The following is a 23409-nucleotide window of genomic DNA, read 5'->3' as shown; positions in this document are numbered from 1 at the left end:
CTGCAGGAGGAGGCCGAGCAGGCCAGGCCGCTGGCCGAGGCCGACCGGATGCGCACCGCGCTGCTGACCGCCGTCAGCCACGACCTGCGTACGCCGCTGTCGGCCGCCAAGGCCGCCGTGGAGAGCCTGCGCAGCCACGACGTCGCCTGGTCGGCGCGCGACCAGGAGGAGCTGCTGGCCACCGCCGACGAGTCGCTCGTCCGGCTGGACCGGCTGGTGGAGAACCTGCTGGACATGAGCCGCTTGCAGGCCGGGGTGCTGGGCCTGTCGCTCCAGCCGGTCGCCCTGGAGGACGTCGTGCCCCGCGCGATCGACGACCTCGGCTCGCTGCGCGAGCGCGTCGAGGGCGACGTCGACATCGAGCTGCCCGACGTCGTCGCCGACCCGGCGCTGCTGGAGCGGGTGCTGGTCAACCTGATGAGCAACGCCGTGCGGCACAGCCCGCCCGGCCGGAACGTGCTCGTCACCGCGAGCACGCACGGCGACGACGTGGAGATCCGCGTCGTCGACCGCGGGCCCGGCATCCCGCGCGAGGCCCGCGACCGGGTCTTCCTGCCGTTCCAGCGGCTCGGCGACCGCGACAACGGCACCGGCGTGGGCCTGGGGCTGGCGCTGTCACGCGGGCTGACCGAGGCCATGGGCGGCACCCTCGAACCCGAGGAGACACCGGGCGGAGGTCTCACCATGATCGTCAAGCTGCCGGTCTCGTCCCGGGCGGCTCCTCCGCGCCGTGCCGGGCCGCCGAACGGCATCCCGGCCTGATCAGCGAGCCCGGCACGGGCTACCGATTCACCCCCTGACCGGCGTTCGGGCGAGGCTCAGGAGCAGGTCCTTGACCTCCACGGCCGCGTACCGTTCCCTGGCCGCGGACGCGTCGGAGCAGAGCAGGACGGGCGCGTCGGCGGGGTCGGCGGGCAGCAGCCCGTGGGAGCCGCGGACCGCCCGCGCCCCGGGGTCGAGGCCGACGACGTTCATGAGGTAGCGCAGGCCGAGCTTCTTGCGCAGCAGCGCCAGCCCGGCCCGGCGCTTGGCGGCGGCGGGGCCGGCCGGGTCGAAGAACAGCTCGGCCGGGTCGTAGCCCGGTTTGCGGTGGATCTCGACCAGGCGGGCGAAGTCGGGGGCCCGCGCCTCGTCGAGCCAGTAGTAGTAGGTGAACCACGCGTCGGGGTCGGCCAGCAGGACCAGCTCGCCGGAGCGGGGATGGTCCAGCCCGTGCGCCGCCTGCCCCTCCTGATCGAGCACCGTGGCCACGCCGGGCACCGACGCGCACAGCTTGGCCACGGCGGGCACGTCGGCGGGGTCGCGGACGTAGACGTGCGCCACCTGGTGGTCGGCGACGGCGAACGCCCGGGAGGTCCACGGGTCCAGGTACTCCATGCCGTCCTGCGTGTGCACCCGCAGCAGGTCCTCCGCGCGCAGGGCCCGGTTGACGTCCACGGGGCGGGAGACGTCGGTGATGCCGTACTCGGACAGGACCACCACGGTCCGGTCCCCCGCCGCGTCCAGCAGGGGCGCCAGGACGGCGTCGAGTTCGGCGGCGGCCGCGGCGGCCCGGGGGTCGGAGGGGCCGTAGCGCTGCAGGTCGTAGTCGAGGTGCGGGAGGTAGGCCAGGGTGAGGTCGGGATCGCGGGTGGCCATGACGTGCTCGGTGGCCCGGGCGATCCAGGCCGACGAGGCGATCCCGGCCCCCGGCCCCCAGTAGCTGAACAGGGGGAACGTGCCCAGCTTCGCGGTCAGCTCGTCGTGCAGCTCGGGCGGGTCGGTGTAGCAGTCGGGCTCCTTGCGGCCGTCGGCGCGGTAGATCGGGCGGGGCGTGACGGTCCAGTCGACGTCGGCGCCCATGGCGTACCACCAGCACACGTTGGCCACGGTGAAGCCGGGCCGCTCGCGGCGGGCGGCGTGCCACAGCTTCTCGCCGCCGACCAGCGCGTTGTGCTGGCGCCACAGCAGGACCTCGCCGAGGTCGCGGAAGTACCAGCCGTTGCCGACGACGCCGTGGCCGGACGGCGGCAGGCCGGTGAGGAACGTGGACTGCGCCGAGCAGGTGACGGCGGGCAGGACGGTGCCCAGCTCGGCCTGGAAACCGCTCCCGGCGACGGCGCGCAGGCGCGGCATGTGGGCCAGCAGCCGCGGGGTCAGTCCGACCACGTCCAGGACCAACAGCGAGGTCATGCCTTCACTCCCAGGTCGCACAGCTCGGTACGGGCGAAGTCCAGCTCACCGGCGATGCCGGCGGCCAGTTCGGCGGAGGTCGTGGGCCGCAGCGCCGGCGGCAGCACGCCCCAGGTGTAGGTCTCCACGTCGTAGTGGTCGCACAGCGGATCAGGCCCGCCGGCCAGCTCCGCGAGCGCCTCGCGCAGCACCGGGACGGTGGTGGCCAGGGGCGGGGCCGGGTCGGCGTGCAGCGGCACGTGGTAGTGGACCCGCCACGGGCCGGGCAGCCGGCGGTCGAGCGCCTCGTCGAGGTCGTCGGCCCGGTGCCCGGCGGGGGTGCGGGTCTGGTGCAGGAAGCGCGGCTCCACGTACTCGGCCAGCGCGGGCGGATGGGTGGTCTCCAGGGCGGCCGAGAGCTGGACCTTCACGACGGGCAGACCGGCCGCGCGCAGCGCGCCCAGCGCGTCGGCCGGGCGCTCCCACGCGCAGGCCAGGTGCGCCAGGTCCAGGCAGATGCCGAGCCGGTCGGTGTCGGCGCCGGCCAGGTGGGCGACGGCCTGTTCGGTGCTCTCCACGACGCAGCCGGGTTCGGGCTCGAACGCCACCCGTACGACCCGGCCGGTGGCGGACTCGACGGCGGCCAGGCCCGTGGCGAGCTCGTCCAGGCGGCGGGCGGCCAGGTCCGCCATCGCGGCGTCCCACGGCTCGCGCCAGCCGAGCGGCAGGGTGGAGACCGAGCCGCGGGCCGCGTCGTCCGGCAGCAGGCCGGCCAGGACGCGGGCCAGGTCGAGCGTGTACGCCAGCCGGGCCGGCGTGGTCCAGTCGGGGTGGTAGACGGCCCGCTTGACCACCGGGTCGTGGAAGGCGCGGTACGGGAAGCCGTTGAGCGTGACGACCTCCAGGCCCCGCGCGGCCAGCTCGCGGCCGAGCCGGCCGGTCGCGGCGGGGTCGGCGGCCAGCTCGGCGGCGACGGGCGCGGCCAGCCAGAGCCCCAGCCCCAGGACGTCGGTGCCGAGCAGGGCGCGGACCGGGACCGCGTACGTGTCGAACTGGGCGACGATGCCGTCGAGGTCCTCGGCCGGGTGCACGTTGGTGCAGTAGCTCAGGTGCAGTGGTGTCCCCGACGGGTGCCGCAGCCGCATCACTCGCCGCCGCGCCGGATCGAGCTGCCGGCGAACGTCGGCTCGGCGAACGCGGGCTCGGTGTCGCGGGCGCCCGGGCCGGCGGCGGTCAGGTCGAGGCGGCCGGACTGGCCGTAGAACTCCATAGGGTTGCGCCACAGCACCCGGTCCACGTCGTCCTCGCCGAACCCGGCCGCCAGCATCGCCCTGGCGGTCTCCTGGGTGAGGAGCGGGTCGGAGACGCCCCAGTCGGCGGCGGAGTTGATCAGCACGCGTTCCGGGCCGTGCGCGCGCAGGATCTCCACCATGCGCGGCGGCGACATCTTGGTCTCGGGGTAGATGGAGAACCCCATCCAGCAGCCGGAGTCCTTCACGAGCCCGACGGTCACCTCGTTGAGGTGGTCGACGGCGACCCGTTCCGGCGCGATGCCGGAGGCGGCCACGACGTCGAGCGTGCGCCGGGTGCCGCGGGCCTTGTCGCGGTGGGGCGTGTGCACGAGCGCCGGCAGCTCGTGCTCGACGGCCAGGGCGAGCTGCCGCTCGAAGGCGTCGTCCTCCTCCGGCGTCATCGAGTCGTAGCCGATCTCGCCGACCGCGACGACGCGGTCCTTGTCCAGGTATCGCGGCAGCAGGTCCAGGACGGGGCGGCAGCGGGGGTCGTTGGCCTCCTTGGGGTTGAGCGCGATCGTGGCGTGGTGGACGACGCCGAACTGCGCGGCGCGGTACGGCTCCCAGCCGATGAGCGAGTCGAAGTAGTCCGTGAACGAGCCCGGGTTCGTCCGCGGCTGCCCCAGCCAGAAGGCCGGCTCCACCACGGCCAGGACCCCGGCGGCGGCCATGCGGGCGTAGTCGTCGGTGGTGCGTGAGGTCATGTGGATGTGCGGGTCGAAGATGCGCATCAGGTCTCCTCGCGGGTGAGACGGCGGAGCAGGTCGGCGGCGTCGCCGGGCATGGGGCGCCCGGCCGCGGCGAGCTCGGCGGCGAAGTCGGCCAGCATGCCGGCCAGCTCCGGGTCGGCCCGCTCGTCCAGCCGGTCGACGGCGTCCAGCGGCACGCCCATGAACACGCACTTGAGCACCGCCTGCCGCCAGGCGGCCTGGTCGAGGTGGCGGGCGTACGGGCCGAGGGCGGCGGCCACCAGGCGGACGTCGTTGGTCCGGATGGCGTCGTGCAGGAGGGGGACGGCCTGCGTACCGACCGGCAGCATGGGCAGGGCCTTGAGCACGGCCCGCTTCTCGTCGGCGTCGCCGTGCTGGTAGAGGTCGCCGGCCTCGGCGGCGGCCCGATCGGGCGGGAGCGCGGCCAGCAGCAGCGTCCGCGCCGCCTCGTCGGCCGTCCAGCCGGGCGCGGCGGGCAGCGGCGCCCGTCCGGTACGCCGTCCGGCGGCGGCGAACGCCCGGCCGACCGTCCCGGGCCGCTCGGCGGCGGCCACGAGCGCGCCGTCCAGCCACGCCCAGTGCGCCGTGTCCCGGAGCGCGGCCCGCAGCCCTTCGGTCGACATCACGCACCTCCACCTTCGACAGCACCCCGCTCGGACCGCTCACCCTCACGGGTGGAAACAGGCACCCCGGCCTGGCGCACGGACGCCCGCTCACCCTGACGGGCGGAAGCAGGCACCTCGGGCGGGCGCTGTGACGCCCGCTCGTCCCCACCGGCGGAGGCGGGTGCCTCGGCCGGGTGGAGGGACGCCCGCTCGGCGTGGCGGAGGAAGGCCAGCGAGCGGGCGGCCACGTCGGGGGCGGCGTGCGAGTGGCGCGGCAGCTCGACGGCGACCAGGCCCCGGTAGCCGGCGGCGGCCAGCGCCCGCAGCACGGGCGGGAAGTCGATCTCCCCTTCCCCGAACTCGAGGTGCTCGTGCGTCCCCCGGCGCATGTCGTCGATCTGCACGTTGACCAGGTGCTCGGCGACGGCCGTGACGCAGTCGGGCACCGGCTCGGGCTCGTTGCACCGGCAATGGCCGATGTCCAGCGTGAGGCCGAACCCGTCCGGCGCGCCGAGTGCCCGGCGCAGCGCGTGCCAGCCGGCGATCGTGTCGACGAGCATCCCTGGCTCGGGCTCGAACCCGAGCGGCAGGCCGCGCGCCCCCTCCAGGACCCGCGCGCACCCCTCCACCAGCCGGTCCCAGGCCAGTTCGGGACGCACGTGGGCGGGACGTACCCCCGACCAGAACGACACCGCCTCGGCCCCCAGGTCGGCACCGATGGCGGCGGCCCGGAGCAGGAAGTCGATCCGCTTGTCGCGGTCGTCGTCGAGCAGGGTGGGGGCGTGCTTGCGGCGCGGGTCGAGCAGGTAGCGGGCGCCGGTCTCGACCACCACGGCCAGGCCGAGCGTGCGCAGGCGGTCGGCCACCTTGGCCACCCGCTGCCCTAGCCCGTCGGCGTAGGGGTCGAGGTGGTGGTGGTCGAGCGTGAGGGCCACTCCGGTGTAGCCGAGATCGGAGATGACGTCGAGGGCGTCGGGGAGGCGGTGGTTGGCGAAGCCGTTGGTGCCGTAGCCGAATCGGATCATGTCGGGGACAGCTTTCTGGCCAGGCGGCGGGCCAGCGGGACCACCGCGGCGAGGGCGAGACCGATGCGGGGCGCGCCGGCGCGTGCGGCCAGGGCGCCCTGGAGTGCGGGCAGGCTGACGATCCCGGCCGTGACGGCGGCGCGCACCCGGGCCGCCGAGGGATCGGCGACGGCACGGGCTTGCGGGGACCCGAACTGCGCGGCGTACCAGCCGGCGAGCCCGGCCTGCGCGACAGCGCCGGCCACGGGCCGCCTGGTGACGGGGAGGTGGCTCGGGCCGGACGGGTGACGGGCTTCGGGGCGTAGTCCCGGGCCGGATGAGCGGCGGGAACCTCGGAGGAGGCTGGGGGCGACTTGGCTGAGGGCTCGGAAGAGGGGCGCTCCGGTGGGGGCGGGGAGCGGGGTCGGGGCGGGTGAGTGGCGGGTGGCCGGGAGGGGGCCAGGGGTGAGGGGGCGGGGAGCGGCGGTGGTGGCCACGGCGAGCGTGGCGGCCAGGGTGGCGGCCGGGCGGAGGCGGCTGGTGCCGGACGTCTCGCCACGGGACAGGTCGGTCAGGAGGTAGGTGTGGGCGGAGACGGTGAGGGCCGAGGGCAGCGCGGCGGCGAGGTGACGGCCGGGGGTGGCGCCCAGCAGCACGTCGAGGCCCCGGCAGGCGGCCATCGCGAGGGGTCCGGCGGAGGTGTTCTTCGCGACCAGGTCGTACGTCCACACGGCCGCCGCCAGCGGTACGGCGACCGCCAGGGCGCGACGCCCCCCGGTGAGCCCCGCCATGGCGACGCCCGCGACGGTGAGCCCGGCGGCCAGGGTCAGGGCGGTGCCCGGCGGCACCCGGCCCGACGGGATGGGACGCTCGGGCCGCTCGACGGCGTCCAGGTGCCGGTCGGCCCAGTCGTTGGCGGCCATCCCCGCCCAGTACAGGCAGACCGAGGAGCAGGCCAGGCCGAGCGTGCGCCCGCCGAGCGCCCGCCCGGCCGCGGCCCCCGCCACCACGTCGCCCGGTACCGACAGCGCGGCCGGCGCCCGGACGAGCTCCAGCAGGTCCCGCAGGGCCGTCATCGGCACTTTCCTCTCACCAGGACCTCCCACGCCGACCCGCTCGGGCACCACGACCAGCACAGCACCGACCGGGACCGTGCCGGCCCGCACCGTGCCGGCCCGCACCGTGCCGGCCCGCACCGTGCCGGCCCGACGCCACGCCGTCCCTCGCCACCGGCCCCGGCGCACGGGTCCTGCAGTGCCGGGCCGCTGCCGCGTCTTTCCACTTCCCCGCGAGACGTTCTGCCACGCTCGGGCCGCTGCCCGCGGCGCGGCGGGAACCGGGGTAACGGCGGAGCGGTGTCACGGCGGAGGGCGGCGTCGCGGCGGACCGCCGGGTCATGACGTGGCCTCGGGGCTGAGGGTGGCGATGAGGTCGTGCAGGGCCCGCCACTGCTCGGCCAGCCCGTGCGGTACCTCTCCGAGGGGGTCCTTGAAGAAGAAGGCCAGCTCCGTCAGCGGGCCGGCCCGTCCGGCGCGGTGGGCGGCGGCGGTGAGCCGGGCCAGGTCGAGGATCAGCGGCGCGGCCAGCGCCGAGTCGCACCCGTGCCAGGTGAACTCCATCCGCATGCCGGTCCCGAGGAAGCCCTCGAACGTGACGAGGTCCCAGGCGGTCTTGAAGTCGCCGAGGTCCTCCAGGTAGTCGATGCGCGTCTCCCCCTGCGGCGTGTAGCCGAGCGTCTCGGCCAGCACGCGCTGCTTGCTGGCCGCCTTGGCCGCGTTCGCGCCCGGCTGGGCGAGGTTGGCACCGTCGCCGCCGCCCAGCAGGTTGACGCCGGACCAGGTGCGGACCTTCAGGTGGCGCTGGGCGAACATCGGGGCGAGCACCGACTTGACGAGGGTCTCGCCGGTCTTGCCGTCGCGGCCGGCGTACGGCAGGCCGCGCTCGCGGGCGAGCGCGTCGAGCGCGGGCAGGCGGGCGCCCGTCGAGGGGGTGAAGTCGACGTACGGGCAGCCGGCGAGCAGGGCGGCGTACGCGGCCAGCGCGCTGGGCGGCAGGATGGCCTCCGGGCCGGCCAGCGCGGCGCGCAGGGCGTCGAGGTCGTCGTGGGCGGGGTGCGGCGGCGGGACGGGTTCGGTGGTCGAGACGTTGATGACGACGACGCGGTCCAGGTCGTGCACGCGGCGGAACCGGTCGAGGTCGGCGCCGATGGCCTTGGCGGCCTCGGCCTGCGTCGGCGCGGTGGGCACCGGCCGTACGCGCTGGTCGACGGCGAGGAGCTCCCTCTGCACGGCCAGGACGAGGGAGGACGGCACGACTCCCGCCTCGGCCAGCTCGGCGGCCTTCTTGTCCAGCGGGACGGAGGTGATGTCGTGGCCGCCGAAGACCAGGTCCCCGATGCCGGGCCGGATCCGGTCGCGCAGACCGGGCGACTCCAGGACGCATCCGGTGGGCGCGGCCAGGCCCGCCCGGATGGCGAGCGCTCCGACCATGCTGGTGACGGCGACCGAGCCGCGTGCCCCGATCAGCCATGCTCCGGTTCTCATGGGGTCTCCTCCGCGCGCTGGCCGGCGCACCGGCCGGTGAATCGCCTGATCGGCCTCGTCACACATCCTCCACAGAGGTCAGGCGGCTCCCGCGAACCGCGCGCTCGTTCCCGACCGCGGTCCGGCACGCGCCGCACCCGCGAGCCGTCGCCGGAGAGGCGGCTCGGGTGCCGGTGCCGGTGGCGATCGCTTCCAGGAAGCCTTCCCCTCGCGGGCGAAGGTCTGCTCGTGGCCGAGGCGGTGCCCCGGCAGCCACCGGACGTCGAGGTGAACATGAGACGTAAGACGTTTGTGATGATCGGGCTCAGAGACCAGGATCCGCTGGAAACCGCCGCCGTTCAAGAAGGAGCCGAATCTTGTTCACGTTCTGCGGGCGGGTTTTGTGCGGAGGCCAGCCCTTCAGGCCGCCGCTGAGCAGGTCGAGCCGCCAGAACCGCTGCAGGAACAGCAGCAGCGCGATGAGCGGGATCACCGACACGGCGGTGCCGACGATGGCGATGCCGTACAGGGCGGGCTCCGAGGAGCCCTTGGACAGCAGGGTGTACAGGCCCACGCTGATCGGGAACGTGGACTCGTCCGACAACATGATGTACGGCAGCAGGAAGTTGTTCCACGTGCCCACGAACTGCAGCACGAAGATCGTCACCATGCCGGGGAGCATCATGCGCAGCCCGATGGCGCCCAGGATGCGATATTCGCTCGCGCCGTCGATCCTGGCCGCCTCCAGCGTGGCGTCGGGCACGGAGGCGGTGGCGTACACGCGGGCCAGGTAGATGCCGAACGGCGAGATGAGACCCGGCAGCAGGACCGACCAGTAGCCGCCGACCAGGCCTGTCTCCGACATGATCAGATACTGCGGGATCGCCAGCGTCATGCCGGGCAGGAGCACGCCGGCCAGGATCGCGTAGAACAGCACGGTCCGGCCGCGGAAGTCGTACTTGGCCATGGCGTACCCGGCCAGCGTCGAGATCAGGGTCGAGGCCGCGGAGCCGGCGACCGCGTACAGGGCGCTGTTGGCGGCCCAGAGCAGGAACCGGCCGTCGCCGTAGGCGAACAGGTCGCGCAGGTTGTCCAGCAGGCCCGTCCCGGGGGCGAACGTGAACGTGGAGAACAGCTCCGCGCTCGACTTGGTCGCGGCCACGACCACCCAGGCGACCGGCACCAGGCAGTAGAAGGCCCCGGCGAGCAGGACGAGGGTGGGCAGGATCCTGGCCCACGACCGAGGCGGCCGAGGTCAGCGGCCGGTCGTCGCGGAGGAAGGCGTCGCGGTAGATCTGCATGAGCGGCACGAAGCCGGCCAGGTACGGCGCCCGCGACCCGCGGCGGGCGCCGGGTGCCCGGCCCTGCCGGTCAGCCGCCTGGAGGACGGGACGATGTTCAACTGGTGATCAGCCGGTGGCCCGGGTGCGGGCCAGGAGGAGGGCGATGTCGTCCTCGGCCGGCGTGTCACCCAAGATGGCGCTGATCACGGAGGAGCACAGGCTCTCCAGCGGGAGCGCGCCCTGCGCCAGCGCGGCGGCGAGGCGCTCCATGCCCGCGTCCAGGTCCGCCTCGCGGGTCTCGATCAGGCCGTCGGTGTAGAGGGCGATCACGGTCCCGGGATCGAGCTCGAGGTCGATGGACTTGAAGGAGCTCAGGCCCAGGCCGATCGGGGTGCCGCTGGGCAGGCACGGGTAGGTCACGCTTCCGCCGGGGCGCAGGAGCGCCGGTGGCGGGTGCCCGGCCGTGGCCATGGTGCACCTGCGGGTGGCCGGGTCGTAGACCGCGTACAGGCAGGTGGCGCCGGTGGCGCCGAGCGGGAGGCCGTCGGCGCCGGCGTCCTCCTCCGCCAGGCGCACGACCAGGTCGTCGAGGTTGGCGAGCAGCTCGTCGGGCGGCAGGCCCAGGTACGCCAGGGTGCGTACGGCGGTGCGCAGGCGTCCCATCGTCGCGGCGGCGTTGATGCCGTGCCCGGTCACGTCGCCGACGACCAGGGCGACCCCGGCGCCCGGCAGCGGGATCACGTCGAACCAGTCGCCGCCGACGCCGACGCCCACGCCGGAGGGCAGGTAGCGGGAGGCCACCTCCACCGCGTCGCCACCGCGCAGGTTGCGCGGCAGCAGGTCACGTTGCAGCGCCAGCGCGGCGGTGCGCTCGCGGGTGTACCGGCGGGCGTTGTCCAGGCTCAGCGCGGCTCGGGCGGCCAGCTCTTCGGCCAGGATCAGGTCGTCGCGCATGAACCGCGCCGCGTTGTGGTGGCGGACGAACACGGCGACGCCCAGGATGTCGCCCCGTGCCTGCAGCGGGACGATGATCAGGCTGTGCATCCCGGTGCCGTGGATGACCCTCGCCCGATCCGGGTCCTGGTCGAGCCAGGTGCCGGGCGAGGTGTCGAGGACGGGCTCGAAATGGGACCGGCCGGAGACCAGGACCCTGGTGAAGGGCGACGACGGCGGGACGAAGACCGCCTGCCCGAGCGGCCACAGGGATTCGGGGGTCCCGCCGTAGACCGAGGCCACCCCCGCCCGCCGGAACACGGGGATGCTCTCCTCCGTGGACGCCAGCCGCTGCAGGGGCTCACCGCCGGGGACGACCGACTCGGCGAGATCGACGGTGACGTAGTCGGCGAGCACCGGCACGGCCAGATCCGCCAGCTCCTGCGCGGTCTTCTCGACGTCGAGCGTGGTGCCGATCCGGATGCTCGCCTCGCGGAGCAGCGCCAGGCGGTCGCGGGCGCGGCTGTGGCTGATGTCCAGCGCCAGCGAGCACACGCCCAGCGGCCGGTCGTCCGTGCCTTCCAGGCGGAAGAGCGAGGTCGACAGCGTACGTTCCTCGCGGCCGTCCGCCGAGGTCCAGCGCGCCTCACGGTCGATCATGGGTTCGCCGTCGGAGAGCACCCTCCGCATCGCCTCCTTGGCGGACCGGGTGTCCACCCCCGGGATGAGCTCGTTCAGCGATCGGCCGAGCCGGTAGTGGGGGAAGACGTCGCTGAGGCGCTCAGCCTCCGCGTTCAGCCAGACGCAGCGCAGGTCGAGATCCCAGATGGCCACGGCCACGGGAAAGCGGCTGATGAGCGACTCCAGCAGCGTGCCCGTCCCGCCCGACAGGTCCACGACCGCCGGCGTCGCCGACACGAGCCAGGCGTCCCTCCCCGGCGCGGTGGCGAGCCGGGCCCCCTCCACGCGCACGACGACCCTGTGGCCGTCGCGGTGGCGGATCTCGGCCACCCCGGACCAGTGCTCCCGGGCGGCCAGCCGCCGGACCGCGTCCTCCCGATCGGCCTGCGGGAGCAGGGTCGCGGCGGGGCGGTCGAGGATGTCCTGGGCGCGGTACCCGGAGAGCTCTTCGGCGGCCCACGTCCAGCCGATCACGGTGCCCTCGGCGTCGATCAGGACGACTGCCGGTGTCGTCTCTTCCGCGGGTGTGGCCATGTCACCTTCCAACCGCGTCTCGACAAGAGTGCCCTACGTCAGGCCAGAATAATGCGGTTGACCTGGGTTTATCCTCGCTTGACCAAGCCTTGTCACGACATATGCCCGCAACTTCCCCACCCCGCTTCGACCGCACCCCCGCCCACCATGCGCCGACAGACAGCGCCGACAGACAGCGCCGACAGACAGGGCCGACAGACAGGGCCGACAGACAGGGCCGACAGACAGGGCCGACAGACAGGGCCGACAGACAGGGCCGGCTTCGGCGCTACGCGGCGATGTGCTCCGGGCGGGCGCCCATGCCGATGAAGCGGCCCATGAGGTGCCGCAGCGGCGGCAGCGTCCGGAACGCGGTGAAGATCGGCGGCACGTGCTGTGTCGTGTCGTCGCCCAGGTCCTTGGGGTAGAGGCCGCGCAGGATCCTGAGCTGGAACGCCTGCGTCACCCTCGCGGCGCGTTCCCGGCGCGACTGCACCCGGGCCAGCTCGGCCTCCCCGGGGACGCCGCCCCCGGCGAGTAAGGGGCCCAGGAGGTTGGCGGTGGCCACCGCGTCCTGCACCGCCAGGTTGATGCCCACGCCGCCCGCGGGTGACATGGCGTGGGCGGCGTCACCGATGCACAGCAGCCCTGGCCGATGCCACCGGGACAGCCGGTCCACCCGGACGGTCAGGTGGTGCACCGCCTCCCAGTCGAGCTGGTGGACGCGGTCGCGCAGGGCGGGCGCCAGGCCCGCCACCCGTTCCCGGAACGCCTCCAGCCCGGCGGTCTTGAGCTCGCCGAAGGCGGCCGCCGGGATCGCGTAGGCGATCTGCCAGTAGTCGCCGCGGTCGATGGAGATCAAGGCCCCCTTGCCGCCCTGGAAGAAGGGCACCCGATCAGGTGCCCGGCGGGGCAGGTGGAACCACAGCACGTCCATGGGCGGCGAGTCGCTCACGGGAGTCAGGTCCGCCCGCGCCCGTACGGTGGAGTGGCGGCCGTCCGCCCCGATCACCAGATCCGCCCGCACCTCCACGGGGCCGTCCTCGGTGTCGGCCAGGACGCCGGTCACCCGCCCGCGCTCGGTGCGCAGCTCCGTCACCCGGGCGCGGCGCAGGAGGCGGAAGGAGGGGAAGGCCGCGGCCTTGCCGGCCAGGAAGTCCAGCACGTCCCACTGCGGCATGAAGGCGATGTAGGGGCAGCGCACCCTCAACCGGCTGAAGTCGGCGAAGGTGACGTCCTTGCCTCCCATGTTCACCGAGACCTCGGGCATCCTGGTGTGCGGGAGGCCGAGGAACTCCTCGATCCACCCCAGCTCGGCGATCACCTCCAGCGTGGAGGGATGGACGGTGTCGCCGCGGAAGTCCCTGAGGAAGTCCGCGTGCTTCTCCAGCACGATCACCTCCACGCCCTGGCGGGCCAGCAGCAGCCCGGCCATCATCCCCGCCGGCCCTCCGCCCACGACACAGCACTGTGCGCGCATCTCATCCCTCTTCCGGAAACAGCAGCCCGACCAGGGCGGCGACGTCGATGGGGGTGCCCAGCCGCCGGTTGACGGCCACGGTGGCGAACAGGGTCCTGGCCGCCGTGGCGGTGTCATGTGCGCGCAGCTCGCCGGCGGCGACCCGCTCGGCCAGGAAGTCGCCGATCAGCCGCTGGCCCTCGCTCACCAGCGTCGCCAGCGGCGCGCGGGCCTGGGCGGCGCTGAAGAACACCGCCATCAGGTCGGCGTGGCCGGCCAGCAGCCGATCGAACGCCTCCAGCAGCTCGGTCAGCACGACGGTGGCCGGGCGGCTGTCGAGGGCGTCGGCCCGCAGCTCCCGCAGCCGGGGCAGGAAGCCCCGCTCCGACAGCAGCGTCGCCACCATCGCCTCCTTGCTGTCGAAGTAGCGATACAGCAGGCCGGGGGTCACGCCGGCCGCCTGCGCCACGTCCTTCACCGTGGCGCCGTCCACGCCCTTGGCGGCGAACACCTTCAACGCCGCGTCCAGCAGTTGCTCCCGGCGCCACACCGCCTGCTCGTTTCGTGTCCTGGCCATCGCCCCACCTACATTGAATAAACGTTTATTCAACATAGCACGCCCGGGCCTTCCCGTCCCGCGGTCGGGTGGCGCCGGGTCAGCCGAGGGCGTGGTCGAGGTTGAAGGCGGCGCTGATGAGCGCCAGGTGGGTGATGGCCTGCGGGAAGTTGCCGAGCTGCTCCCCCGTGTGCCCGATCTCCTCCGCGTACAGCCCGAGGTGGTTGGCGTAGGTCAGCATCTTCTCGAACGCCAGGCGGGCCTCGTCGACGCGGCCGGCGCGGGCCAGCGCCTCGACGTACCAGAACGAGCAGATCGAGAACGTGCCTTCGGGACCCTCCAGGCCGTCGGGGCTGACCTCCGGGTCGTAGCGGTACACCAGCGAGTCCGAGACCAGCCCGAGGCCGAGCGCGTCGAGGGTGGACAGCCACTTGGGATCGGTGGGCGAGACGAACTTGGCCAGCGGCATCATCAGGATGGACGCGTCCAGCACGTCCTCGTCGAAGTGCTGCACGAACGCCCGCGCCCGCTCCGACCACCCCTGCCGCATGATGTCGCGGTAGATCGTGTCCCGGTTGGCGCGCCAGCGGGGGATGTCGGCGGGCAGGCCGCGCTGGGCGGCCATGCGCATGGCGCGCTCGATGGCGACCCAGCACATCAGCCGCGAGTAGACGAAGTTCTTGCGCCCGCCGCGCGTCTCCCAGATGCCCTCGTCGGGCTGGTCCCAGTTGTCGCAGACCCAGTTGACCAGCGTGCACACCTGGTCCCAGCGGTCGCTGGAGATGGGGTCGCCCCACTTGTTGTAGAGGTAGACGGAGTCGATGAGGGCGCCGTAGATGTCGAGCTGGAGCTGGCCGGCGGCGGCGTTCCCGATGCGTACGGGGGCGGAGGCCCGGTAGCCCTCCAGGTGGTTCAGCTCGTGCTCGGGCAGGTCGCTGCGGCCGTCGATGCCGTACATGATCTGCAGCGGCCCGTTGGGGCCGTCGCCGCTGAGCGGGACGTGCCTGGACAGGAAGCCCATGAACGCGTCGGCCTCCTCGGTGAAGCCGAGCCTGAGCAGGGCGTAGACGCAGAACGCGGCGTCGCGTATCCACACGTACCGGTAGTCCCAGTTGCGCCCGCCGGCGATCCGCTCGGGCAGGCTCGTCGTGGGGGCGGCGACGATGCCGCCGGTCGGGGCGTACGTGAGCAGCTTCAGCGTCAGTGCCGAGCGGTGGACGACCTCCCGCCAGCGGCCCCGGTAGCGGGAGGCGGACAGCCACCGGCGCCAGTACCGCACGGTGGCGACGAACTCCCGCTCCGCCTCCTCCATCGGGCAGCCGCGCGGCGTGATCCCCAAGCCGACCCGGTCGAGGGCGAACACCGCGTGATCGCCCTCGTTGAGCTCGAACGCGCTCCAGACGTCCCGCCCGTCGGTCTCGACCGGCACACTGGCCGACAGGGCCAGCGCCAGGGACGGCGACTGGAAGGTCGTCCGGAACCCGTCCTGGTGGACGGTGTGCTCCTGCCTGGCGTAGTCGAAGCGGGGCGCCACCCGGACGCGGAACGGGAGCGTGCCGCGAACGCAGGAGACGCGCCGGATCAGCCGGTGCCGGTCGGCCTCGCGCGAGTCGTCCGCGATCGGCATGAAGTCCTGGATCTCGCCCACCCCGTCGTCGGCGAAGAAGCGGGTGATCAGGACGTTGGTGTCGGGGAAGTAGAACTGCTTGGTCGTCGCCGGGGTGTCGGCGGCCAGCTCGAAGGACCCGCCCCGGTCGGCGTCCAGGATCGAGGCGAACACGCTGGGGGCGTCGAAGGACGGGCAGCAGTACCAGTCGATGGTGCCGTTGGTGCCCACGAGCGCGACGGTGCGCAGGTCGCCGATGAGCCCGTGTTCCCCGATCGGCAGGTAACGGGTGTCTGCCTGCATGTCCCCAACGTATGCAGGCGGGCGGCACGATGGGCTCCGCCGTTCGTCAAGGGATTCCCATTCCTTGACGTTTCACCCTTCATGGGCGCCCTGGTGAGTGCCCGGAAGCCTCAGTCGCAACAGAGCATGCTCAGACTCCGCCCAACAAGATCATGGAGGTGGGTGTCGGGGTACAGCAGACGCGACTTCCTGTCCGCCGTCGGCGTGTCCGGCGGGGCAGGGGCGCTCTTCGCGGCCATGGGCGCGCCCGGGCTCGCACCGTCGGCCGAGGCGGCCGCGAAGGGCGCCTTCGACCCGCCGGGCACGTGTTATTCGCCGGCGACCGTTAGTGGCCGCTTCATCCCTCATTAGCGGGGGAGGTCGCCCGCGCGGCAACCATCCGGTCATGCGCATCGTACGGCTGGCGAACTTCGTCACCCCTTCCTCGGGCGGCCTCCGGGTCGCCCTCGACGAGCTCGGCGCCGGGTACGCGGCGTCGGGCCACGAACCCGTACTGGTCGTTCCCGGTGAGCGGGCCCGGGAGGCGGAGACGGCGGGCGGGCGGGTCATCACCCTGCCCGGCCCGCTCGTCCCCGGGCTCGGCGGTTACCGGGTCATCGCCGCCCGCCGCCCGCTGCGGCGGCTGCTGGAGGAGCTCCGGCCCGACCGCCTGGAGGTCTCGGACCGCACCACCCTGCGCTGGACCGGCGCCTGGGCGCGGGCCCGGGGGATCCCGTCGGTCATGGTCTCCCACGAGAGCCTGTCGGCGCTGTTCCGCCTGTACGGCCCGCCCGCGCGGCTCGCCGACGCGCTCAACCGCGCCACGGCCGCCCGCTACGACACCGTCATCTGCACGACCGCGTGGGCCGAGGCCGAGTTCAGGCGTCTGGGCGCGGCGAACGTGACCCGCGTGCCGCTCGGGGTGGACCTCACCACGTTCGCCCCCGGCCGGTACGACGCCCAGCTCCGCTCCCGGCTGGCCCCCGGGGGCGAGGCGCTGCTGGTGCACTGCGGCCGGCTGTACCCGGAGAAGCGGCCGGACCGCTCCGTCCTGGCCCTGGCCGAGCTGCGGCGCGCGGGCGTACCCGCCGTGCTGGCGGTGGCCGGTGACGGGCCGTTGCGGCGCCCGCTCGAAAGGCGCGCGGCGGGGCTGCCGGTGGTCTTCCTCGGCCACGTCACGGAGCGCGCCCGGCTGGCGGCGCTGCTGGCGACCGCCGACGTGGTCCTCGCGCCCGGTCCGCTGGAGACGTTCGGGCTGGCCGCGCTGGAGGCGCTGGCCAGCGGCACCCCGGTCGTGGCGAGCCGTGACAGCGCCCTGCCGGAGGTCCTCGGAGCGGCGGGGGTCGCGGTCGAGGACGATCCCGCCGCGTACGCGCGGGCCGTGGAGCTGCTCCTGTCGCCGTCGGACCCGCCGCGCGCGGTGATCGCGCGCGCCCAGGCCGAGCGGTACGGCTGGCCGGCCGCGGTCCGGGGCTTCCTGCGCGCCCACGGCCTGGCCGGCACCCCGGTGAGGCCCGGATGAGCGGCCATCGGCACGCCCCCGCGCCCGGGACGGGCGGCGGGCCGGGGCGCCCCGGGATCCGGCTGGCGGCGCTGGGCGACTCGGTCACCGTGGGGCTCGGCAACTACGCGGTCTGCGGCGCGCGCGTGGCCGACGTGCTGCGCGACCAGCTCCCCCGCGCCCTGGAGCTGCGGCCGTCGCTGGCCACCGTGCTCGTCGGCGTGAACGACACCCTGCGCGGGGACTTCGACCCGGCCGTCTTCGCGGCCGACTACGAGCAGCTGGTGGCGCGGCTGAGCGAGACGGGCGCCACGGTGCTCACCAGCACGCTGCCCGACCCGCGCATGTGGGGCCTGGACCGGCTGCACCCGAGCGAGCGCGGCCACCGGCAGCTCGCCCGGCTCTTCGCCGCCCGGCTGGGGACCCGGGGCCTGGCGGTCCGCCTGCCGGACCCCGAGCCGGCCGCTCCCGAGCCCACGGCGTGGGCCGGCGCGTTCTGGCTGGCCACGGCGGGCACGGCCTGGCTGGCCAGGCGCTGCTGGGACTTCCTGCCGGCCTTCGCCCGGCTCGTCGCCGAGGAGCGGCGGCAGACCCGCGTTGCCGTGGAATTCGCCTGCCGGGCGCCTGCTGGTGAGCCGCGAGTCGACCGCGACAGGGATGTACCGGAGCATGAGGGTCGCCATCGTGGCCGAGTCGTTCCTGCCGCAGGTGAACGGGGTCGTCAACTCGGTCTGCCACATCCTTGACCATCTGGCCGCGACCGGGCACGAGGCGATCGTGCTCGCGCCCGCCCCCGCGCCGCCCGCCTACGCCGGTTTCCCCGTCCATCCGATCCCCGGCCTCGCCCTGCCGTTCTACCGTTCCGTCTCGGTGGGGCTGCCCGGCAGGCGCGTCACGCGCACGCTGAGCGGGTTCAAGCCCGACCTCGTCCACCTGGCCTCCCCCGCCGTGCTCGGCGCCTCGGGCGCGGCGGCCGCGCGCCGGCTCGGCGTCCCCGCCGTCGCGGTGTTCCAGACCGATCTGGCGGGGTTCGCCCGCCAGTACGGCCTGGGCGCGGCCGGCGGCGCCATCTGGTCCTGGCTGCGCCGCGTCCACCGGGGCGCGGCCAGGACCCTCGCCCCCTCCAGGGCGACGCTGCGGGAGCTGTCCGCCCGAGGCATCCCCCGCCTGGCTCTGTGGGGTCGCGGCGTCGACCTGGAGCTGTTCCACCCGCGCCGCAGCTGCGCGGCCCTGCGCCGCCGGCTCGCCCCCGGCGGGGAGGTCGTGGTGGGGTACGCGGGCCGCCTGGCCGCCGAGAAGCAGGTGCACCGGCTCGCCGCGGTCGCGGACCTGCCCGGGGTGCGGCTGGCCGTCGTCGGGGCGGGGCCCTCGGAGAGGAGCCTGCGGCGGCGGCTGCCGGAGGCGGAGTTCCTCGGCCTGCGTACCGGGCCCGACCTGGCGCGGGCGGTGGCGTCGTTCGACGTGTTCGTGCACACCGGCAGCAACGAGACGTTCTGCCAGGCCGTGCAGGAGGCGCTGGCCTGCGGCGTGCCGGTGGTCGCGCCGGCCGCCGGGGGACCGCTCGACCTCGTCCGGCCCGAGGTCAACGGCCTGCTCCACCCGCCGGACGACCTGCCCGGGCTACGGGCGGCCGTGGCCCGGCTCGTGGCGGACGCCTCACTGCGGGCGCGCCTGGCGGGGCAGGCCCGGGCGTCGGTCGCCGGGCGCGCCTGGCCGGCGTTGTGCGAGGAGCTGCTCGCCCACTACCGCGACGTGCTGGAGGTGCCGATGCCCGTGGCCGGATCGCCGGGGACGCTCAGCGTAGATGGCACAGCTCCACGGGACCCTCCGCCCCCGTGCACGGCCTGAACCCCGCCTCCGTCAGCCGCACCCGCGCCAGGCTGTGGCCGCGGACGAACTGCAGGAAGTTCGCGGCCGCCGAGCCCGGCCGCGGCCGGGCCCTCAGGTAGAGGTACTCCACCGTCCAGAACGGGTAGCCGGACTCCACGGCGGTGGCGGCGTCGAACGCCTTGCCGTCGAGGGTCAGCGCCGTGATGCTGCCCGCCCGGCGGGCCTCGGCCACCGACGCGGCGTCGGCGTACCCGATCGCGCCCGGGGTCGTGCTGATCTTCTCCAGGACCTCCGCGTTGTCGTCGCGCTCGCAGCGGATCACGGGCGCGTCCGGGTTGCGGTCCTTCTCCAGGCACTCCTCGGAGGAGAGCACGTTCTCGCCGGTGCCGAGCACCCTCTCCTCGAACAGCTGCCGGGTGCCGGAGTCCTGGCCGCGGCCGACGATCCTGATGGGCAGCGACGGGCCCTCGCCGCGGACCTGCCTCCAGTCGGTCCAGACGCCGCTGTTGATCTTCTGGAGGTCCTCGACGCCCAGCGTGGTCAGCCCGACCCCGCTGTTGACCACCACGAAGTAGACGACGATCGCCAGCCGTTCCCCGTACAGCCGGTCGTGATAGCGGCTCTTGCCGTCCGACAGCGCGATGCGCCCGTCCGCCCGGGCCGCGTCGGCGTTCAGCAGGCCGCGCACGCCGCTCAGCGAGCCGGTCTCCCGGGTGGCGATCTCGGTGTCGTCCCCGCACACCCGGGTGTACTCGGCGGCGACCGCCCGCATGGTCTCCATCAGCACGCTCGACCCCTCCACGCTCAGCTCCCCGGACGCGCACGCGACCGAACTGTCGACCGGGCGGGCGAGCTGGCTGAGCACCAGGACCAGGGTGAGCAGCACGACGAGCGTGGCGCTGACGCGCGGCAGGGTGACGCGGCGGGCCTTGCTCTCGTCCTTGATCAGGCCGGCGTCCTTGAGCTTGCCGGCGTGCTCGACGACCTTGGTGATGTCGTCCACCCCGCCGGGGCCGGCCTCGCGCAGGACGACGACGAGCTTGGCCTTCTGCCCGCGTTTGAGGGTGAGCCGGTCAAGCCGGACGCCGTGCCAGTTCGGCTCGGCGACCTCCTGGTTCTGGGCGCCGCCGACCCAGCGCGCCATGCGGTCGGACAGGCGCCGGCGTACGGTGAGCAGGTTGTCGCGGGCGGGCTTGTCCTCGTCGGGGAAGAACCGCAGCGAGTCCCGTAACCGCTGGCGCAGCTCGGGAGTGCTGGCGTCGGAGACCCGGGCGTTCCACACGACGCGCCCGCCGAACGTGAACGACAGCGCCTTGTCGAAGTCGTCGGGGTCGATGTCGTAGCTGCCGCTGTTGCGGATGCGGATCACCACGATGCTCATCCGGTCGAGCAGCCGGACGACCCGGCTCAGCTGCGGCGGCCCCGCCTCGGCCGGATCCGCCCCGTCGAGCCGCTCGGGGCCGACGCCGATCTTGGAGTTGTACAGGACGCGGAACGTGAGGCGCTTGCGGCGTACGACGAGCCGGTCGACGAAGGGCGCGGCCATCAGCAGCGCGATCCCGAACAGCACGGGACCGACGCCGCCGAGGAAGTTCACCAGCCGGCCCAGCAGTTCCAGCACGACCACCCACGCCCCCTTGGGTCAAGCTGCCTCAATTCTCGTGGCCGGCGGGCTTATGGGGCACGTGTTGCCAGGTGTTCACGAAGAATTACGGGTCAGTAAATATCGTCATACGCTCCCCGGCCTGGCGGGCCAGGGGAACCACGGCCGGCCCGGCGGCCGGCTCGCCATCCGGACGTTTGGCGATCTCCTGCGGGGAAAGCTCCAAAAGGGCCAATGGACTCCTCCTGGCCCCCGGCGGCGAGACGATGATGACTTTCGAGTTCGAACTGCGCTGTCCCATCACGGCCGACCTCGGCCTGATGAGGGACCTGGTGCGCATCCACGGTCACCACTGCGGCCTGCCCCGTGGGCGGCTGGAGGACCTCGTGCTGGCCGTGAACGAGGCGGTCACCAACGTGCTCGACCACGGCGGCGGGTCGGGCACCCTCACCGCCCGCACCGCCGTCGGCCGGATCGTCGTGGAGATCCTCGACGTCGCGGGCCGCCTGACCCGCGACCACCTCGCCTCGGCCCGCGTCGACCCGGCCGGGTCCCACGGGTACGGCCTGTGGGTGATCCAGCACCTGTGCGACGAGGTCGCGCTCGAACAGACCGGCCACGGCTCCCTGCTCACGCTGGGCGTCCGCCACCACCCCGCCGTGCCCCACCGGCCCGACCACCGGCCCGACCAGCGGGCCGACCAGCGGCCCGACCAGCGCGTCCGGAGCGACCACCACCCCGCACAACCGGTCGGCGTGCCATAGCCGATGGCCGATCGTGCGCGATGGCCCCACCCGCCTTGATCCGCGGGGATAGTTTCGAGACATGCGTGAATCAGGTACCGGCCCCGGCCCCATCACCCCTGACGGATCCCCTGTCGAGTTCTACAGCCTGCTGGCCGCCGGCGACGAGCCCGAGATCGTCGCCCAGGTGACCCCGCCCGGAGGCTCCGTCCTGGAGCTCGGCGCCGGCGTCGGACGGGTGACGCATCCGCTGCTCGACCGCGGTTTCGCGGTGGTGGCCGTGGACGAGTCGCCCGAGATGCTCGCCCGGGTGCGCGGCACCCGCACCGTGCTCGCCCGCGTCCAGGACCTGCGGCTCGACCGGCGCTTCGACACCGTCATGCTGGCCTCCCAGCTCGTGAACACCGTGCACGACGCCACCCGGCAGGCCCTGCTGGCGACCTGCGCGCGGCACGTCAAGCCCTCCGGCGCGGTGCTGATCCAGTGGATGCCCGCCGACGCGCACGACCGCTGGCACCCGGGCATGGGACGCGACGACGGCGACATCACGATCACGATGGCGGCCGTCGAGGAGGTGTCGCCGGGGATCTACGAAGCGACCATGCGCTACACGTACGGCGACGACAAGGTGTGGACGCAGTCGTTCTCCTCCAGGCGGCTCACCGACGACGACCTCGCCGCGGAGCTGGCCGCCGAGGGGCTGCGCCTGGACCGCTTCCTCACCGAGGACCGCAGCTGGGTGGTGGCCCTCCCGCTCTGACCCGCGGTCAGGGGCGAGGGGCGGGCCGGAGGACGGCCTCCAGGTCGTCGAGGGCGGCCAGGCTCTCGGCCAGCCTGTCCCGCTCGGCGTCGGAGAGGGTGAGCGCGCGGGCTCGGGCGAGGGCGTCGCCGGCGGCAGCGGAGTCGTCGGCGCGCAGGGCGAGTTCGGCACGGTAGGCCAGCGCTTCGAGCAGCTCGGCGGGCGTCGCGGTGGCCCGGTCGCGCTCCAGGGCCGCGTCCAGGATCTGGGCCGCCCGTACGTGCTTGCCGTGGGAGTCGCCCATCACGACCGCGCTGTGCAGGGTCGTGGTGAGCCTGCCGGGGGACTCCTCCTCGGGCGCGGGCCTGGCGGACGAGATCCTGATCCAGTTCCCGCCGGGGTCGATGACGGCGAACCCGGAATGGCCGTCGGCGTTCTTGCGCCTGCGGGGCCGGGTCATCCGGGGGATCCCGGAGATCAGGAGCCTGCCGTGGACCGCGCGCATGCCCGCCGCGAACGCCTCGAAGAGCTCCCTGGTGTCGGGCACGATGACCAGGCAGGTCCCGTAGGAGTCCTCGGGGTCGAAGCCCGGCATGCCGAAGAAGTGCAGCTGGAGGTCCTCGCGTTCGAGGGCCACGTACGGGTTCGGGCGAAACTGGTGGTAGGTCCGGGTGAACCCGAGCATGGTGTAGAAATCTTCGATCTCGTCGATGGACCGGCAGGGAAGCAGCGGCACGGTGATCTCATTGGCCATGGGTTCCTCCATCGGGTTGCGTGGGTGCGGAGTCCTCGCCGGCCATGGTGAACGCGCCCTCCTCCAGGCGGCGGATCAGCCGGTGCGTCCATCGGGCGCCGGTCTCGGCGGTGGTCAGCCACAGGGACAGGACCTCGCCCACCGGTCCCCAGGTGTCCAGATCGGTGCCCGCCGGTAGATGCGAGGTGATGCTGGTACGCCACTCGCGCATCGCGCTGGCCCGCTCGCGCAGCATCTCCAGGGCGCGCTCCCGGGGCAGGTCCTCGATCAGGCCGACGGCGGCGCCCAGCACGTCGAGGCCCGGCTCGTGGTCGGTGAGGGCCCGGCCCAGCAGGGTGAAGTATTCCTGTTCGCCCCTGCCGGTCAGCTCGTACTCGATCCGCGGCGGTCCCCCGGCCTCCGAGCGGACCGTCTCGTGCGTCACCAGCAGGCCCTGGGCGGCCATGCTCCTGAGCGCGTGGTACACCGAGCCGGACGTGGCGGTGGACCACTCGTGCGCGCCCCACGCCTCCAGATCCGCGCGGACCTGGTAGCCGTGTGCGCGTCCGCGCCTGCGCAGCGCTCCCAGGACCAGTAGCCGTACCGACTTCATCGAGCTCCCCAAAGACGGCTAGCCAAATTTGGCTAGCTCCCGGGAAGCGT

The 23409-nt window shown here is 73.8% G+C and carries 23 protein-coding genes; 8 read left to right on the top strand and 15 right to left on the bottom strand.

Going from position 1 to position 23409, the window contains the following annotated elements; genetic code table 11:
- Nucleotides 1-762 (top strand): sensor histidine kinase (locus ACTWPW_RS30785; RefSeq protein ID WP_443170677.1); only part of this gene is annotated, 762 nt, incomplete at its 5' end.
- A gap of 27 nt (nt 763-789) precedes the next feature.
- On the opposite strand, the gene ACTWPW_RS30780 is transcribed toward ACTWPW_RS30785, so the two are convergent.
- The 8 genes from ACTWPW_RS30780 to ACTWPW_RS30745 all read right to left on the bottom strand — a co-directional run bounded on the left by ACTWPW_RS30780 (nt 790) and on the right by ACTWPW_RS30745 (nt 9467).
- The gene (locus ACTWPW_RS30780; protein WP_375108373.1) at nt 790-2172 is read right to left on the bottom strand and encodes a nucleotide pyrophosphatase/phosphodiesterase family protein; all 1383 of its coding nucleotides are present in this window, start codon (nt 2170-2172) and stop codon (nt 790-792) included.
- Nucleotides 2169-3296: a metabolite traffic protein EboE gene (gene eboE / locus ACTWPW_RS30775; protein WP_375108374.1), complete on the bottom strand. Its 1128-nt coding sequence runs from the start codon at nt 3294-3296 to the stop codon at nt 2169-2171. The genes ACTWPW_RS30780 and eboE overlap by 4 nt, the downstream gene beginning before the upstream one ends.
- Nucleotides 3296-4174, bottom strand: a complete 879-nt coding sequence (locus ACTWPW_RS30770) for a TatD family hydrolase (protein ID WP_443170676.1) — start codon at nt 4172-4174, stop codon at nt 3296-3298. The genes eboE and ACTWPW_RS30770 overlap by 1 nt, the downstream gene beginning before the upstream one ends.
- Nucleotides 4174-4776: an EboA domain-containing protein gene (locus tag ACTWPW_RS30765; protein ID WP_443170679.1), complete on the bottom strand. Its 603-nt coding sequence runs from the start codon at nt 4774-4776 to the stop codon at nt 4174-4176. Before ACTWPW_RS30765 ends, ACTWPW_RS30770 begins: the two co-directional genes overlap by 1 nt.
- A complete protein-coding gene (locus tag ACTWPW_RS30760) occupies nt 4776-5783 on the bottom strand; it encodes a sugar phosphate isomerase/epimerase family protein (protein WP_443170675.1) in 1008 nt (335 codons plus the stop codon). The genes ACTWPW_RS30765 and ACTWPW_RS30760 overlap by 1 nt, the downstream gene beginning before the upstream one ends.
- Complete coding sequence (locus ACTWPW_RS30755; RefSeq protein WP_443170674.1) at nt 5780-6838, bottom strand: SCO3242 family prenyltransferase; 1059 nt, start codon at nt 6836-6838, stop codon at nt 5780-5782. The genes ACTWPW_RS30760 and ACTWPW_RS30755 overlap by 4 nt, the downstream gene beginning before the upstream one ends.
- Before the next feature lie 318 nt (nt 6839-7156).
- Complete coding sequence (locus ACTWPW_RS30750; protein WP_443170673.1) at nt 7157-8305, bottom strand: inositol-3-phosphate synthase; 1149 nt, start codon at nt 8303-8305, stop codon at nt 7157-7159.
- Nucleotides 8306-8609: 304 nt separating this feature from the next.
- Nucleotides 8610-9467, bottom strand: coding sequence for a carbohydrate ABC transporter permease (locus tag ACTWPW_RS30745; protein WP_443170672.1), 858 nt, complete (start codon nt 9465-9467; stop codon nt 8610-8612).
- Between the two features lie 34 nt (nt 9468-9501).
- Here ACTWPW_RS30745 and ACTWPW_RS30740 point away from each other — a divergent pair, with 34 nt between their 5' ends.
- Nucleotides 9502-9693 carry a hypothetical protein gene (locus ACTWPW_RS30740; protein ID WP_443170671.1) on the top strand — a complete coding sequence of 64 codons (192 nt, stop codon included), beginning with the start codon at nt 9502-9504 and terminating at the stop codon, nt 9691-9693.
- Here ACTWPW_RS30740 and ACTWPW_RS30735 read toward each other — a convergent pair whose 3' ends face one another.
- The 4 genes from ACTWPW_RS30735 to ACTWPW_RS30720 all read right to left on the bottom strand — a co-directional run bounded on the left by ACTWPW_RS30735 (nt 9694) and on the right by ACTWPW_RS30720 (nt 15618).
- Nucleotides 9694-11715, bottom strand: coding sequence for a SpoIIE family protein phosphatase (locus ACTWPW_RS30735; RefSeq protein ID WP_443170670.1), 2022 nt, complete (start codon nt 11713-11715; stop codon nt 9694-9696).
- A 268-nt stretch (nt 11716-11983) separates the two neighbouring features.
- Nucleotides 11984-13174, bottom strand: coding sequence for an FAD-dependent oxidoreductase (locus tag ACTWPW_RS30730; RefSeq protein WP_443170669.1), 1191 nt, complete (start codon nt 13172-13174; stop codon nt 11984-11986).
- Between the two features lies 1 nt (nt 13175).
- Nucleotides 13176-13730 (bottom strand): TetR/AcrR family transcriptional regulator, encoded by a 555-nt coding sequence (locus ACTWPW_RS30725; RefSeq protein WP_364132841.1) that lies wholly within the window; start codon nt 13728-13730, stop codon nt 13176-13178.
- Nucleotides 13731-13809: 79 nt separating this feature from the next.
- Nucleotides 13810-15618: a glycoside hydrolase family 15 protein gene (locus ACTWPW_RS30720; protein WP_375108381.1), complete on the bottom strand. Its 1809-nt coding sequence runs from the start codon at nt 15616-15618 to the stop codon at nt 13810-13812.
- Between the two features lie 162 nt (nt 15619-15780).
- On the opposite strand from ACTWPW_RS30720, the gene ACTWPW_RS30715 reads away from it, so the two are divergent.
- From ACTWPW_RS30715 to ACTWPW_RS30700, 4 genes are read left to right on the top strand one after another with little or no spacing between them, the layout of a single operon-like run.
- Complete coding sequence (locus tag ACTWPW_RS30715) at nt 15781-15969, top strand: twin-arginine translocation signal domain-containing protein (protein WP_443170668.1); 189 nt, start codon at nt 15781-15783, stop codon at nt 15967-15969.
- A gap of 34 nt (nt 15970-16003) precedes the next feature.
- Nucleotides 16004-17119 carry a glycosyltransferase gene (locus ACTWPW_RS30710; RefSeq protein ID WP_443170667.1) on the top strand — a complete coding sequence of 372 codons (1116 nt, stop codon included), beginning with the start codon at nt 16004-16006 and terminating at the stop codon, nt 17117-17119.
- A complete protein-coding gene (locus ACTWPW_RS30705) occupies nt 17116-17844 on the top strand; it encodes a GDSL-type esterase/lipase family protein (RefSeq protein WP_443170666.1) in 729 nt (242 codons plus the stop codon). Before ACTWPW_RS30710 ends, ACTWPW_RS30705 begins: the two co-directional genes overlap by 4 nt.
- On the top strand, nt 17768-18946 hold the full coding sequence (locus ACTWPW_RS30700; protein WP_443170665.1) for a glycosyltransferase family 4 protein: 1179 nt from the start codon (nt 17768-17770) through the stop codon (nt 18944-18946). The genes ACTWPW_RS30705 and ACTWPW_RS30700 overlap by 77 nt, the downstream gene beginning before the upstream one ends.
- Here the strand turns inward: ACTWPW_RS30700 and ACTWPW_RS30695 are convergent.
- A complete protein-coding gene (locus tag ACTWPW_RS30695; RefSeq protein WP_375108386.1) occupies nt 18894-20555 on the bottom strand; it encodes a PstS family phosphate ABC transporter substrate-binding protein in 1662 nt (553 codons plus the stop codon). The genes ACTWPW_RS30700 and ACTWPW_RS30695 overlap by 53 nt on opposite strands.
- Nucleotides 20556-20797: 242 nt before the next feature.
- On the opposite strand from ACTWPW_RS30695, the gene ACTWPW_RS30690 reads away from it, so the two are divergent.
- On the top strand, nt 20798-21295 hold the full coding sequence (locus tag ACTWPW_RS30690; RefSeq protein WP_443170664.1) for an ATP-binding protein: 498 nt from the start codon (nt 20798-20800) through the stop codon (nt 21293-21295).
- 61 nt (nt 21296-21356) lie between these two features.
- Nucleotides 21357-22034: a class I SAM-dependent methyltransferase gene (locus tag ACTWPW_RS30685; protein ID WP_375108388.1), complete on the top strand. Its 678-nt coding sequence runs from the start codon at nt 21357-21359 to the stop codon at nt 22032-22034.
- Between the two features lie 7 nt (nt 22035-22041).
- On the opposite strand, the gene ACTWPW_RS30680 is transcribed toward ACTWPW_RS30685, so the two are convergent.
- Complete coding sequence (locus ACTWPW_RS30680) at nt 22042-22767, bottom strand: VOC family protein (protein ID WP_443170663.1); 726 nt, start codon at nt 22765-22767, stop codon at nt 22042-22044.
- The gene (locus ACTWPW_RS30675) at nt 22757-23359 is read right to left on the bottom strand and encodes a PadR family transcriptional regulator (protein ID WP_443170662.1); all 603 of its coding nucleotides are present in this window, start codon (nt 23357-23359) and stop codon (nt 22757-22759) included. The genes ACTWPW_RS30680 and ACTWPW_RS30675 overlap by 11 nt, the downstream gene beginning before the upstream one ends.
- Between the last annotated feature and the right edge of the window lie 50 nt (nt 23360-23409).

This window comes from Nonomuraea sp. KM90, from assembly GCF_052246675.1.
GTDB lineage: Bacteria > Actinomycetota > Actinomycetes > Streptosporangiales > Streptosporangiaceae > Nonomuraea.
This window is presented reverse-complemented; position numbering and strand designations above follow the sequence as displayed.